Raw genomic sequence first — 13,207 nt, 5'->3', positions numbered from 1 at the left:
TCACTGCCGCATTCCGCGGCGACGGCACAGGAGGGCGCGTGAGCCGAGAATCGGACAAGGAGCGGGCGGACCGCAATTTCGTGGAGCTCCTGCAGGGGGCCCGCGTCGCGGTCACGGGCGTGCAGGTGCTGTTCGCGTTCCTGCTGACCGTGCCGTTCTCGCAGCAGTTCGACAGGCTGGCCCCGGCCGACCGGTGGCTGTTCTTCGCGGCGCTGGTCGGCGCGGCGGTGGCCTCGATCTGCTACATCGCGCCCACGGCGCAGCACCGGGTGCTGTTCCGTCAGGGCCGCAAGGAGCTGCTGGTGAAGCGCTCCAACTTCTACGGCATCCTGGGCGCGCTCGCGCTGATCGTGTCGATGACGGCGGCCACCGGACTGGTGATCGACTACCTGTTCGGGCCCCGGCTGGCCTGGCCCGTCGCCGGCGCGATCGCCGTGCTGGCCCTCTGGACGTGGTTCGGGCAGGCGGCGATCGACCGGGCGAACGGCGACGATCAGGACCGCGACGATCAGGACTCCGGTGAGGTGCCGGACGGCTCCTCCGGCGGCAGCGACGTGCCGTCGTCCTCGTCCTCCCGTGAGGAGTCGCGGGCGTAGGCGGCCCGCGCCACCGTGTACGCCGCCACCGCCACAGTGATCACCTGCGAGAGCCCGACCAGCGCGAGCGGCCCGGCGGTCGCCCAGGTGGGCCGGTGCAGCCACATGGCGAGCAGCACCAGCAGCACCCCGGCCACCTGGGGCTTGGTCCCGGCGTGCATGCGTTCCAGCGTGTGACGGAACTTCACCAGGCCCGCCCCCGCCGACAGCGCCAGCACCGCGCCCAGCAGGAGACAGGCCCCGGCGAGCGGATCGAGCGAGCTCATTCGGGCCTCCTGCCGGACCGGGCGGTGAAGAACCGGGCCAGCGACACCGACCCGACGAACCCCAGCAGCGACAGCACCAGCAGGATCGGCAGGTCGGAGTAGTCGTCCCTGGCCACCGCGAACGCCCCCGCGCCGCACATCGACAGCGACGTCATCACGTCCAGCGACACGGCCCGGTCCAGCATCGACGGGCCGCGCGCCGCCCGGTACAGCGTCAGCACGGCGGCCACGCCGAGCAGCGCCAGCGTCAGCGCGTACACCAGCGTCACGGCGTCCCCAGCTCCTCCCGGTCCGCGCGGGTGCCGAACGCGGCCACCACCCGCGACTCCAGCGCGGTCACGTCGCCGCGCACCTTCTCCGTCGCGTCGCCAGGGATGCCGAGGACGTGCAGCATCAGGCACCGCTCGGCGAGGTAGGCCTCCACCACGATGCTGCCGGGCACGTTCGACAGCGCCGTCATGATGAGCACCGTCATGGGCTCCGACGACGTGCGCAGGCGCACCCGGACGAGCTGCGCGGGCGGCGGCCCCGGCCGGAACACGTAGAACACCACCCGCGCCGTGGAGGCCACCAGGTCCCATCCGAAGTACAGCAGGAAGCGCGCCAGCGCGACGGGCCGGACCCTGATGCCGGGGTCGAGGGCGGGCAGCGGCAGCAGCCACGACACCACCGCGCCCGCCGCGATCCCGCCCAGCACGTTGCCCGGCGACACGTCGCCCCACAGCGTCACCCACACCAGCGTCAGCCAGGCCACCAGCGGCAGCGGCACCCTGCGGCCCAGCACGCGCGGGGCCAGCGGCCGCCCGTTCACCGCCGGTCTCCCAGCACCGCCGAGACGTACGGCTCGCGCTCCATCAGCTCGCCGGCCGTCCGCCAGGTCAGCGCCGACAGCGGCCCGGCCAGCACCGTGTACGCCAGCCCGAGCGCCACCAGCGCGGCCACCGGCCCCGCCAGCGCCGCCGGCAGCGTGGTCGTGGTGACCGTCGGCTCCTCGCCGGTGTCCTCCTCGCTCTCCACCACCGTGCCCGCCCGCTCCTCCCGGGTCTCCCGCCAGAACGCCTTCGCCCACGTCTTCGCGACGGCGTACAGGGTGAGCAGGCTCGTCACCAGCCCGGCCGCCACGAGCGCCACCGGCAGCGGCCCGCCGTGCGCCAGCCCCGCCTGCACCAGCATCAGCTTGCCGAGGAAGCCCGACATCGGCGGGATGCCGGACAGGTTCATCGCGGGCACGAAGAACAGCACGGCGATCAGCGGCGCCGCCTTCATGAGCCCGCCCAGCCGGTTCACCGACGTCGTCCCGGTCCGCCGCTCGATCAGCCCGGTCACGAGGAACAGGCTGGTCTGCACGGTGATGTGGTGCACCACGTAGAAGATCGCGCCCGCCATGCCGGCGACCGTGGACAGCGCCACCCCGAACACCATGTACCCGATGTGGCTGACCAGCGTGAAGGAGAGCATCCGCTTGATGTCGGTCTGCGCCACCGCGCCGAGCACGCCGGTCAGCATCGTGGCCAGCGCCACCCACATGAGCAGCGTCGAGACCGGGCCGCCGGGGAACAGCAGCGCCTCCAGGCGGATGATCGCATACACGCCGACCTTGGTGAGCAGACCGGCGAAGACCGCCGTCGCCGGGGCCGGCGCGGTCGGGTAGGAGTCGGGCAGCCAGGCCGACATCGGGAACAGCGCCGCCTTGATCGCGAACACCAGCAGCAGCGTCAGCTCCACCAGCAGCTTCACCTGCTCAGGCAGCGTGGCGAAGCGCGTGGCGAGCTGGGCCAGCGACAGGGTGCCCGTGGCCGCGTACGTGATCGCCAGCGCGATCAGGAACAACATCGACGAGGCCAGCGCCATCAGCGTGTACGTCGCCCCGGCCCGGATCCGCGCCTCCGTGCCGCCGAAGGTCAGCAGCACGTACGAGCCGCTGAGCAGCAGCTCGAAGCCCACGAACAGGTTGAACAGGTCGCCCGACAGGAACGCGTCGGCCACCCCCGCCACCATCACCAGGAACGCCGGATGGAAGATCGCCATCGGCGCGTCGTGCTCCTGCTCGTCGTAGGCGTTGGCGATGGAGTAGACCATGACGCACAGCGTCACCGCCGACGACACCACCAGCACCAGCGTGGAGAGCCGGTCGGCCACCAGGCAGATCCCGACGGGCGCGGGCCAGCCGCCGAGCTCGGTCACCAGCGGCCCGCCGGAGTCGGCCGCCACCAGCAGCAGCACCGACACCGCGAGCGTCAGGCTCATCGTGCCGATGCTGAGCAGCGACTGCAGCCGCCGCAGCCGCCCGCCGATGGCCAGCTTCACCCCGGCGGCCAGCAGGGGCAGCAGCACCGGCACGCACACCAGCCCTTCCAGCACGGCCCTGTTCACGGGGATGGCGAGGATCACGAGTCCTCGCCCTCCAGCTCCGGGTCCTGGGCCAGCGCCTGCCGTTCCAGCTCGCGGCGGATGGCGGCGCGCAGCTCCCGGCGCGCGTCCCGCTGCCGCGCCTTGAGCTGCCTGCGCAGGTCGCGTTCCCTGGCCGCCTGGGTGACGCGGCGCCGCTCGTGCTCCTCCCGCAGCTCCTCGATGCGCAGCGCGTTGTCCACGGCGGGCTCGCGCAGCGACGCCTCCTCCAGGCGGCGCTGCAGCTCCTCCTCCGTGGCGCCCCGCTCGCGCAGCCGCCGCGCCCACTGCTCCAGCTCGACGTGGACGCGGTCGATGCGCCGCTCCAGGTCCGCCTCCTCCAGCCGCTCCCGTTCGGCCTGCTCGGCCTCCAGCCGGGCCAGCTCGGCCCGCTGCTCGGCGATCAGCCGCCGGTAGGCGTCGTTGCGGCGGTGCAGGGCCTGGCTCAGCGCGCCGCGCCGGGCGCGCAGCCGCACCCGCCGGTCCTCGGTGTCGTCCTGGACCTCGTCGCTGCCGGTGAGCTGCCACGAGCGGTGCACCATGGCCAACACGAACGCGGTCACCCCCAGCGTGATGACGATCGCGGTGAGCACCATGGCCTGCGGCAGCGGATCGGCCTTGCCCGCCGCCCCGACGAACGGGGGCACGCCCGCGTTGCCGCCGGCGGTGACGATGAGCAGGTTCACCCCGTTGCCCAGCATGATCACGCCGGCCAGCACCCGGACCAGGCTCCGCTCCAGCAGCAGCGCCACCCCGGCCGCGATCAGGGCGCAGGAGGCGGCGAAGGGCAGCAGCGGCGCGCTCACCCCTCCTCCCCGGCGTCCGGCTCCGCGCCCTCCCCGGCGTCGATCTGCCGGTCCAGCTCCGCGCCGAGGCCGCGCAGCACGTCCTGCACCATCCCGATGACCGACAGGTAGACGCCGATGTCGAACAGCAGCCCCGTGGACAGATGCACGTGCCCGAGCACCGGCACGGTCACGTCCGTGGCCAGCATGTCGAGCGCCGCCCGCCCGGCCAGCAGCCCGATCAGCGCCGTCGCCGCCGAGAGGGACAGCCCGACGCCCATGAGCACGCCCGCGTGCACCGGCAGCGCCACGGCCAGCTCGTTGCGTCCGCCCGCCAGGTAGCGCACGGTGATCGCGAGCCCGGCCACGATGCCGCCCGCGAACCCGCCACCCACCCCGCTGTGCCCGATGAACAGCAGGAACACCGACAGCAGCAGCACCGTGTGGAAGGTCAGCCTGGCCGCGATCTCGAACGGCACGATCCGCCTCTCCGCCGGCCGGGTCGAGGCCAGCCAGTGCGTACGCTCGGCGGGCGGCTGCTCGCCCCGCTCGATCGCGTACGACCGCCGCCGCAGGAACACGAGGCTCGTCACGCCCAGCGTGAGCACGATCAGCACCGAGCTCTCGCCCAGGGTGTCCCAGGCGCGGATGTCGAGGATGACGGCGCTGACGATGTTGGCGATGCCCGCCTCCCGCGCCGCGGCCTCCATGAGCCCGCCCACCGGCGCGGCCGTGCGGGCGCTCATCGCCTCCATGCCGGCGCCGATCGCCACCACGGCCACGGCCAGGCCGAGCGCGGCGCGCAGCGGCAGGGCCAGCCGCCCCCTGACCGGGTCGATCGGCAGCCGCCGCAGCACCAGCGCGAAGATCACCAGGCTGAGCGTCTCGGCCAGGAACTGGGTGAGCGCCAGGTCGGGGGAGCCGTGCACGAGGAACAGCAGCGCCGTGCCGTACCCGGTGAAGCCCACGATGACGGCCAGGAGGATGGACGCGCGGGCGAACAGCGCCACCACCGCCGCCGCGACCGTCAGCACCGCGACGACGAGCTGCTCCGGCCGCTCCCACCACACGACCGGCGACTCCAGGCGGGGCGTGCCGCCGTAGATGACCGAGAACACGCCGACGCCGATCGTGGCCAGCAGCGCGAGCAGCAGGTAGTCCGGCACCGAGCCGCGCTGGATCACGCCGGTGACCTGGATGGCGAGCCGGTCGAGGCGGCGGATCAGCGCCCAGTACGCCTGCCCGGAGTCCACCAGGTGCAGCCGCGCGCCCATCCTCGCGACCGGCTCCCTGGCCAGGAACAGCGCCACGCCGCCCGCCAGCGCCGCCGCCGACAGCAGCAGCGGCAGACCGAACCCGCTCCACACCACCAGATGGGCGGCGTGCCCGGGGTCGCGGAAGAAGGCCGCGTAGCCGGTCTCCATCGTGTGGCCGTACCAGGACGAGAACGGCACCAGGACCAGCCCGAGCGCCGCCAGCAGCGCCGCGGGCACGAACATCGCCGCGGCCGGCCGCTCCATTGGCCGCTCCTCCAGCCCCGGCTTGGTGGCGAAGGCCCCCCACAGGAAGCGCAACGTGTACGCCGCCGTCAGCGCCGACCCCGCCACCGCGCCCGCCAGCGGCCACGGGGCGCCGCTCAGCGCCTCGAACGCCGCCTCCTTGCCGACGAACCCCGCCAGCGGCGGCACCCCCGCCATCGACGCCCCGGCCAGCACCGCCGCCGCGCACACCCACGGCATCGACCGTCCGAGCCCGCTCAGCTCGCGCAGGTCCCTGGTGCCGGTCGCGTGGTCGATCACGCCCACCAGCAGGAACAGCGCCGCCTTGAACAGCGCGTGCGCGAGCAGCATGCCCACGCCCGCGAGCGCCGCCCCCTGCGTGCCGTACCCGAACAGCGCGATCAGGAAGCCGAGCTGGCTGACCGTGCCGTAGGCCAGCAGCCGTTTCAGGTCGCTCTCGCGCAGCGCCCGCCAGCCGCCCAGCACCATCGTCAGCAGCCCGAGCGCCACCGCCGGCACCCGCCACCCCGTCAGGTCCCCGGCCGCCGGCCCGAGCCGCGCCACCAGGTACACGCCCGCCTTCACCATCGCGGCCGCGTGCAGGTACGCCGAGACCGGCGTCGGCGCGGCCATGGCCGCGGGCAGCCACGAGCTGAACGGGAAGACCGCCGACTTCGCCAGGGCGCCGGCCAGGATCAGCCCGATCGCGGCCGGTCCGACGGCGCCGGGACCGACCTCGGAGATCCGGTACGTGCCCGCCGCCGTCCCGACCAGCACGAACCCGGCCAGCATGGCCAGGCCGCCGAACGTGGTGACCGTCAGCGCCTTCATCGCCGCCTGCCGGCTCATCCGGCTCTCCGGGTCGTACCCGATCAGCAGGTACGAGAAGACGGTGGTCAGCTCCCAGAAGACGTACAGCAGGAGCAGGTCGTCGGCCGTCACCAGGCCCAGCATCGACCCGGCGAAGGCCACCATCACGCCGCCGTAGCGGCCGAGCCCCTCGTCGCCGGCCGGGAAGTAGCGGGCGCTGTAGACCAGCACCAGCACGCCGACACCGGTGACCAGCGCCATCATGAGCATCGCCAGCGCGTCGGCGCGGAAGGCCAGCTCCAGCCCCGTCGACGGGGCCCACCGGGTGACCTCCTCCGCCGGCACCCGCCCGCTCAGCCCCAGCCACGCCGTGTACCCGAACCCCGCCGCCGGAGCCAGCGCCAGCACCGGCAGCGCGCGCCGCCCGCCGATCCGGCGGGCCAGCCAGGGAGCGCACACCGCCGCCACCGCGTGCAGGATCAGCAGCGACTCCATGGGCTCCTCGGGCGGGGGCGGGCATACCGGTCTCGTCCGCCCAATCTCGCCCACGCCGCGACCCCGGCCGCGCAGGCACGGCCGGGGTTGACCAGTCCCTCACCAGCGGCAGGGGCTGGCGGCATCAGACCTTGGCGGAAGCGTGGCAGGCCCCGCGGGCCGGCGCGCGGCCCGTGATCAGGTAGCGGTCGACCTGGCGCTCCACGCAGGAGGAACCGCCGTGGTAGGCCGTGTGGCCGTCGCCGTCGTTGGTCAGCAGCACGCCGTGGTCGAGCTGCGCGGCCAGCGACCTGGCCAGCGCGTACGGCGTCGCCGGGTCCCGCGTCGTGCCCACCACCACGATCGGCGGCGAGCCGGGGGCCGTCACCTTCTTGGTGAACTTCCTGCCCTTGACCGGCCAGTACGGGCACGGCGTCTCGGGGTGGTCGACGCAGGAGATCGCCAGGCGGGCCATGGACTCGTTCTTGTAGGTGCCGTCCTGGTTACGGCCGTTGTAGACGTCGGCGAGGACCAGCAGGGCGGTGCCGTCGCCCTTGAACGCCATCGCCAGTGAGCCGCGCAGGTACTTCCAGGAGTCGGCCGAGTAGAGGGCGGCCATGACGCCGGTGCGCACGATCGACTCGGTGACCTGCCGCCCGTCCATGGTGTTGCGCAGCGGGGCCCGGTCGGCCCTGCGGAGCAGCGTGTCCAGGCGTTCGCCGGCCGCGGTCAGGGTGTGCTTCCTGAACGGGCAGTCCGCGCGCCTGAAGCAGTCGCGCAGGAACGCGTTCATCGCCACCTGGAACCCCTGCGCCTGCGAGCGCTGGAACTCGGCCCCCGTCTGCTGCGGGTCCTCGGCGCCGTCGAGCACCATGGCCCTGATCCGCCTCGGGTAGAGGTCGGCGTACCTGGCGCCCAGGTAGGTGCCGTAGGACCAGCCCAGGTACGTCAGGCGGGCGTCGCCGAGCGCGGAGCGCATCATGTCCAGGTCGCGGGCGGCCTCGTAGGTGCCGACGTGCCGCAGCAGCTCCTTGCCGGAGCCGGCGGCGCAGGACGTGGCCAGCGCCTTGCTCCACTGCGTGATCGCGGCGCGCTCACGCCGGTCGTCGGGCGTGGAGTCGGCGGCGTGGTAGGCGTCCATGCCGAGCGTGCCGAGGCAGCGCACCGGGGCCGACCGGCCCACGCCGCGCGGGTCGAACGACACCACGTCGAAACGCTGCCGCAGCGCGGCCGACAGGACCGTCCTGTCGGCCCGCAGCAGGTCCACGCCGGACGCGCCGGGGCCGCCGAAGTTCAGGACCACGGAGCCGATCTTCTTCCCGGTGGCGGGCAGCCGGATCAGAGCGATCTCGATCTGCCGGCCGTCCGGCTTCGCATAGTCGAGCGGGACCCGCAACGTGGCGCACTGGAAACCGCCGCCGCACGACGTCCAGGCCGGCCGCCGGCCGTCATGGGTGGCGGCACCGGCGAGACCGGTCATGGTGAGCAAAGCGGTGAGGACCGCTGAAATGACAAAGAATGAGCGTCGCATGCTCAAACGCTGAACGTGAAAGCTTGCGGTGCCCTTTAATAATGCTGTATTAGATCATTTGCAAGAATAAGAGCAGTGATCGGAAAAATCCGGCGGCGCGGCGGAAATGGGGATTTCGGCGCTCAGTCGCGGCCCGATCGCCGCTCAGCCGGAACCCTCGACGCGCCGGTTCACCTCGTCGGCCAGCCGATCGAGCGAACGGTCGAGCAGCTCGCGGACCTCCGCCGACCGCTCCCCGCCCTCGGGCTCGTCCAGCAGCGAGATGTGCACCGTGACCTCGCTCGTCCCGCTCGCCGAGTCGGACACCTGGAGCCAGCCGGCGTAGTCGGGGTGGTCACGGCCGCCCCACTCGACGCGCAGCTGGTCCTCCTGGGCGCGGAACAGCCCCTCGTGGGTCCCCTCGCCCGGCACCAGGTCGCCCTCGGCCTCCACCCGGTCGGGGCCCGCGTCGGAGACGTGCAGGCCGCGTGGCAGCCAGCGGTCCATCACCGCGACGTCGGAGGCCACGCCGAACACGATCGTGCTCTCGGCCGGCATGCCGCGAGATGCCTCGAATTCCGCCATTTCGACCCTCCGATATCCGTTCCTGGGTTGTTTCCAATCTGCCGCAGTACCCGGGTGATCCGCTCGCAAACCGGGGCCTTCCTCCGGCCGTTCCCCGCTACCGTTTGCGTGGTCCGGAAATCGCGCGAGAGGAGCGGGGCGATGGCTGAGCCGCCGAGGATGCCGCCGGAGCTTTTCCGGTTCGCCACGACGGAACGGGCGGACCTGCACACCGCGGTCCTCCACGCCTTCGCCGCGGCCGCCGGCCGCCTGGAGACCGCACTCACGCCGGCCGGGCTGCGCGCCCTCCTGCCCGCCGGGGCCTGCGGGGAGCGGGACCTCGCCGCCGCGCTCCGCAGACTCACCGCCTGGGGGCTGCTCGACGTCGTCTTCGACCACGGGGGCGGCTTCGGCACGGCTGAGGCGTACCGGCGCGAGAGCATCCAGTACGCCCTGACCCCGCGTGGCGAGGCCGCGCTCGCCGCCCTCCGTCACGCCACGGCGGCCCTGTCGTCCTCCGGGCCGCCCTCGGGCGCCCTGCACGCCGCCGTCCTCGACGCCATTGCCGAACGCCTGCGCGAGCTCGCCGACCTGCTCCGCGACCCCGACCCCGGCCGCGACCGGCGCGTCTTCACCGCGCTGCGCGAACTGGAACGCCACTTCGACGACCTCCGGACCGACGCCGGCCGCTTCACCGCCGGCCTGCGCCGCCTCCTGCGCCCCGGCGAGCCCGCGCCGGACGCGGATGTGGTGTATCTACGGGAGACGGTGGCGTACCTGCAGGAGTACGTCACCGACCTGGACCAGCGACGGGACGCCGTCACCCGGGCCCTGGAGGGCGTCGCCGCACACGGCGTGCACCTCCTGCACACCCGCGCCCTGACCGGCGCGGGCCTGCGCCCGTCGCGCGCGGATCCGGCTCCGTCCCGCGCCGACTTGCCCTCGTCCGCTGTGGATCTGTCCTCGTCCCGGGCGGAGCTGCCTCCGCCCCGGGCGGACCTGTCCCCGTCCGGCGTCGACTTGCCCCCGTCCGCTGTGGATCTGTCCTCGTCCCGGGCGGAGCTGCCCTCGCCCCGGGCGGACCTGTCCCCGTCCCGGGTGGATCTGTCCCCGTTCCAGGCCGGGCGGGACCCGGTGGCTGCATGGCTGGAGGAGCGGGCGGTGCGGTGGGAGGAGCTGCGGGCGTGGTTCGGTGCCGAGGACGGAGGGGCGAGGCGGCTGCACGACCAGGCAAGGCAGGCCGTCGTCGCGCTGCTGGAGTCGCTTGACCGGATCGCCGAGGCACGAAGCCGCCCGGTCGGAGCCGCCGCCGACTTCCGGGCGCTGGCCCGCTGGTTCGCCGCCGCCCCCACCGAGGAGGACGCCCACCGGCTGTGGGACGCCGCGTTCGGGCTCGGGCCCGCCCGGCACGCGCATCTCGGGCACGCCGACGCCGAGCTCGTCCCCGCCGGGGTGCCGTGGGCGCGGGCGGAGCCGGTCGAGGTGTCGGCGCTGCTGCGGGCGCGGGGGCGTACCGAGCGGGTGGGCCGTACCGGGAAGGTCCGCGACGTGACGGCCCTGCGCGCCGAGCGCCGCGCTCGCGCCGCCAGGGAGCGCGCCGCCCTGGAGGCCGCCTGGTCCTCCCTGACCACCACCAGCTCCACCCCGCCCTCCACCGCCGGACCCGCGTCACCGAGCCCTGGCGGACCGTCGTCGTCCGGGGCCGGCGGGCCGGGGTCCTCCGGGGCCGGTGAGCCGGGATCGTCCGGCGCCGTCGCGCTGGGGGCGGCGGGAGCCGGCGGGGTGGGGTCCTCCGGGATCGGGGCGGTGCGGTTGTCGCGGCTGGGCGAGCTCGACCACGACGGCCTCGGCCGCCTGCTCGACCTCCTCGGCCGCGCCCTCGCCGAGCGTCCCGACTCCACCGGGTTCCGCCGCGCCACCACCGCCGACGGCCGGATCGAGATCGTCCTGCGCGACCCGGAGGACGGCGCCATGGCGGAGCTGCGCACCCCGGAGGGCTGCTTCCGCGCCCCCGACTACCTCATCGACCTCCGCACCCCCGGCCACGGCCGCGAGGCGACCCCGACCGCCCACGGCCGGGCGGTCGGGGCGTGAACGGCCGCGCCAACCAGCTCGTCCGGGCCGAGAAGGAGGAGATCGCACGGGCCGTCAGGACCCTGCTCGGCCGCCCCCTGGTGTCCCGGCACGCCGATCCGGCCGCGTTCGACCTGGTCAGGAAGCGCCGCCGCCCGCTCGTCCAGTGGTTCGACTACTTCTGCGGCTGGCGGCTGGTCGTCGAGCTCCGCCAGGGGTACGCCCGGCTCGCCAAGGTCTCCCCGCGCGCCGACGCCACCCGCCCGGCCCGGCGTACGCGCGGCTCCGGGGCCCCGTTCGACCGCCGCCGCTACACGCTGCTGTGCCTGTGCGCGGCCGAACTGCTCGCCGCGCCCGTCACCACGGTCGGCCTGCTGGCCCGCCGGGTGGCGCGGGCGGCCGCCGCCGAACCGGGCGTGCCGCCGTTCGACCCGGTACGGGGGGAGGAGCGGGCCGCGTTCGCCGACGCGCTCGCCCTCCTGCAGCAGTACGGCGCCCTCACCCCCCTCCACGAGCCCTCCACTCGCGACGCCGACGTGCTCTACCGCGCCGACACCACCCTGCTGACCCGGCTGCTCGCCACCCCCGTCCCGCCCTCCACCCTCCAGGCCCCCGACCTCGCCGCGCTCACCGCCGAGCCCCGCTACGGCGGGAACGAGCCGACCGAGACCCAGCGCCTCCTGTGGGCCCGCCACTCCCTCGTCCGCCGCCTCCTCGACGAGCCGGTCGTCCACCACGACGACCTCACCCCCGACCAGCACGCCTACGCCGCCTCGCCCACCGGCCGCCGCACCATCCGGCGCGCCGCCGAGGAGGCCGGTTTCGTCCTGGAGGAACGCGCCGAGGGCTTCCTCCTCGTGGACCCCGACGCCATCGCCACCGACGACCGCTTCCCCGACGACGGCAGCCCCGCCAAGGTCGGCGCCCTGCTCCTGCTCGACCCGCTGATCACCGGCGGCCCCCTGACCACCGCGCGACTGGCGGACGAGGCCGCCGGCCTGCTGCGCCGCTTCCCCCAGTGGGCCAGGTCCTACCAGTCGCGGGACGGCGCCGCCCGCCTGGCCGCCGACGCGCTGGAGGTGCTCGCGCGCTTCGGGCTGGCCCGCCGTACGGGGGACCGGGTCACCGCCCTGCCCGCCGCCGCCCGCTACCGCGTCGCCCCTGACCACCCCGACGCCGACTTGGTGGAGGACGCATGACCGTCACCGAGCTGACCAGGGCCCGGGCCGCGCGCGGCGGCGAGGCCCGCTGGACGCCCGAGCGCGCCGGGATACTCAACGTCTGGCGCTACTACGACGAGGTGTTCGAGTTCCACCGTGGCCGGCTGCTGCTGCGCGGCCCCAACGGCAGCGGCAAGTCCAAGGTGCTGGAGCTGCTGCTGCCGTACGTGCTGGACGCGAGCCTCAAGCCGAGCTGGCTGTCCACGTTCGGCGGCAGCGAGCGCACCATGCACTGGAACCTCATGGGCGACGGCGCGGGCGGCGTCACCCGGGCGGGCTTCGTGTGGCTGGAGTTCCGGCACGCCGACGGCCGCTGGTTCACCTGCGGCGCCCGGCTCCAGGCCACCGTTCACACCAAGAACGTCACCGCCTCCTACTTCACCCTCACCCACGCCAGGATCGGCGTGCCCGGCGGGATCCGGCTGACCGGCGACGGCGGCCACCCGCTCACCCGCCCCCAGCTCGCCGAGGAGCTGGGCGAGGCGGGCACGGTGTACGAATCCGCCGAGGCGTACCGGACCGTGGTGCGCCGGACCCTCTACGCGGGGCTGAACGAGCAGCGCTACGACACGCTCCTGACCGCGTTGCGCCAGCTCCGCACCCCCAAGCTGTCCGAACGCCTCGACCCCGGCCTGCTGTCCGACCTGCTGTCCAGCGCGCTGCCGCCGCTCGGCGAGGACGAGCTCCGTGACCTCGCCGAGGGCTTCGAGCGGCTGGAACGGCAGCGCGAGGAGCTGCGGCGGCTCGACCGGGACGTGACGGAGACCGACCGGCTCGCCGGTCGGCAGCGCGACTACGCCCGCCGCGTCCTGCGCGCGGCCGCCGCCGGCGTCCTGGCGAGCCGCGCCGAGCTGGACGCGCGGGCCGAGGAGGCCACGGCCCGGCGCGCGGCGTTGCGCGAGGCCGAGGAGGAGCTGCGGGCGGCGACGCTGCGGCTGGGGGGGGAGGAGTCGCGGGAGCTGGCGCTGGCGGCGCGGGTCGACGGGCTGAAGGAGAGCGAGGCGTACCGGAGCGGGAGCGGC

The 13,207-nt window shown here is 74.3% G+C and carries 11 protein-coding genes and 1 pseudogene; 4 read left to right on the top strand and 8 right to left on the bottom strand.

The features are described from left to right. The first annotated feature begins 38 nt into the window (after window positions 1–38). The gene (locus AC27IY_RS45130; RefSeq protein WP_487181744.1) at window positions 39–596 is read left to right on the top strand and encodes a DUF6328 family protein; all 558 of its coding nucleotides are present in this window, start codon (window positions 39–41) and stop codon (window positions 594–596) included. Here the strand turns inward: AC27IY_RS45130 and AC27IY_RS45125 are convergent. The 8 genes from AC27IY_RS45125 to AC27IY_RS45090 all read right to left on the bottom strand — a co-directional run bounded on the left by AC27IY_RS45125 (window position 509) and on the right by AC27IY_RS45090 (window position 8,913). Next, window positions 509–862 carry a cation:proton antiporter gene (locus AC27IY_RS45125; RefSeq protein ID WP_423447589.1) on the bottom strand — a complete coding sequence of 118 codons (354 nt, stop codon included), beginning with the start codon at window positions 860–862 and terminating at the stop codon, window positions 509–511. The genes AC27IY_RS45130 and AC27IY_RS45125 overlap by 88 nt on opposite strands. Beyond that, window positions 859–1,131, bottom strand: coding sequence for an MrpF/PhaF family protein (locus AC27IY_RS45120; protein WP_423447587.1), 273 nt, complete (start codon window positions 1,129–1,131; stop codon window positions 859–861). Before AC27IY_RS45120 ends, AC27IY_RS45125 begins: the two co-directional genes overlap by 4 nt. Continuing rightward, entirely contained in the window at window positions 1,128–1,673 is a 546-nt protein-coding gene (locus tag AC27IY_RS45115) for a Na+/H+ antiporter subunit E (protein WP_487181743.1), read from the bottom strand. Before AC27IY_RS45115 ends, AC27IY_RS45120 begins: the two co-directional genes overlap by 4 nt. After that, entirely contained in the window at window positions 1,670–3,253 is a 1,584-nt protein-coding gene (locus AC27IY_RS45110; protein WP_487181742.1) for a Na+/H+ antiporter subunit D, read from the bottom strand. The genes AC27IY_RS45115 and AC27IY_RS45110 overlap by 4 nt, the downstream gene beginning before the upstream one ends. Then, the gene (locus AC27IY_RS45105; RefSeq protein WP_423471858.1) at window positions 3,250–4,056 is read right to left on the bottom strand and encodes a Na(+)/H(+) antiporter subunit C; all 807 of its coding nucleotides are present in this window, start codon (window positions 4,054–4,056) and stop codon (window positions 3,250–3,252) included. The genes AC27IY_RS45110 and AC27IY_RS45105 overlap by 4 nt, the downstream gene beginning before the upstream one ends. Then, window positions 4,053–6,839: a Na+/H+ antiporter subunit A gene (locus AC27IY_RS45100; protein ID WP_487181741.1), complete on the bottom strand. Its 2,787-nt coding sequence runs from the start codon at window positions 6,837–6,839 to the stop codon at window positions 4,053–4,055. The genes AC27IY_RS45105 and AC27IY_RS45100 overlap by 4 nt, the downstream gene beginning before the upstream one ends. Window positions 6,840–6,963: 124 nt before the next feature. Continuing rightward, entirely contained in the window at window positions 6,964–8,298 is a 1,335-nt protein-coding gene (locus AC27IY_RS45095; protein WP_487181740.1) for an alpha/beta hydrolase, read from the bottom strand. Window positions 8,299–8,493: 195 nt separating this feature from the next. After that, window positions 8,494–8,913: an SRPBCC family protein gene (locus AC27IY_RS45090; RefSeq protein ID WP_344205928.1), complete on the bottom strand. Its 420-nt coding sequence runs from the start codon at window positions 8,911–8,913 to the stop codon at window positions 8,494–8,496. Between the two features lie 141 nt (window positions 8,914–9,054). Here AC27IY_RS45090 and AC27IY_RS45085 point away from each other — a divergent pair, with 141 nt between their 5' ends. From AC27IY_RS45085 to AC27IY_RS45075, 3 genes and pseudogenes are all read left to right on the top strand, one after another. Further along, window positions 9,055–10,986 carry a DUF2397 domain-containing protein gene (locus tag AC27IY_RS45085; protein WP_487181739.1) on the top strand — a complete coding sequence of 644 codons (1,932 nt, stop codon included), beginning with the start codon at window positions 9,055–9,057 and terminating at the stop codon, window positions 10,984–10,986. Next, on the top strand, window positions 10,983–12,164 hold the full coding sequence (locus tag AC27IY_RS45080; RefSeq protein WP_487181738.1) for a TIGR02678 family protein: 1,182 nt from the start codon (window positions 10,983–10,985) through the stop codon (window positions 12,162–12,164). Before AC27IY_RS45085 ends, AC27IY_RS45080 begins: the two co-directional genes overlap by 4 nt. Further along, window positions 12,161–13,207, top strand: a pseudogene (locus AC27IY_RS45075) (TIGR02680 family protein); the annotation flags it as partial. The gene AC27IY_RS45080 and the pseudogene AC27IY_RS45075, both read left to right, overlap by 4 nt.

It is taken from the genome of Nonomuraea sp. B208, assembly GCF_057536035.1.
Note: the sequence above shows the minus strand (reverse complement) of the source record. Positions and strands in the feature narration are given on the sequence as shown.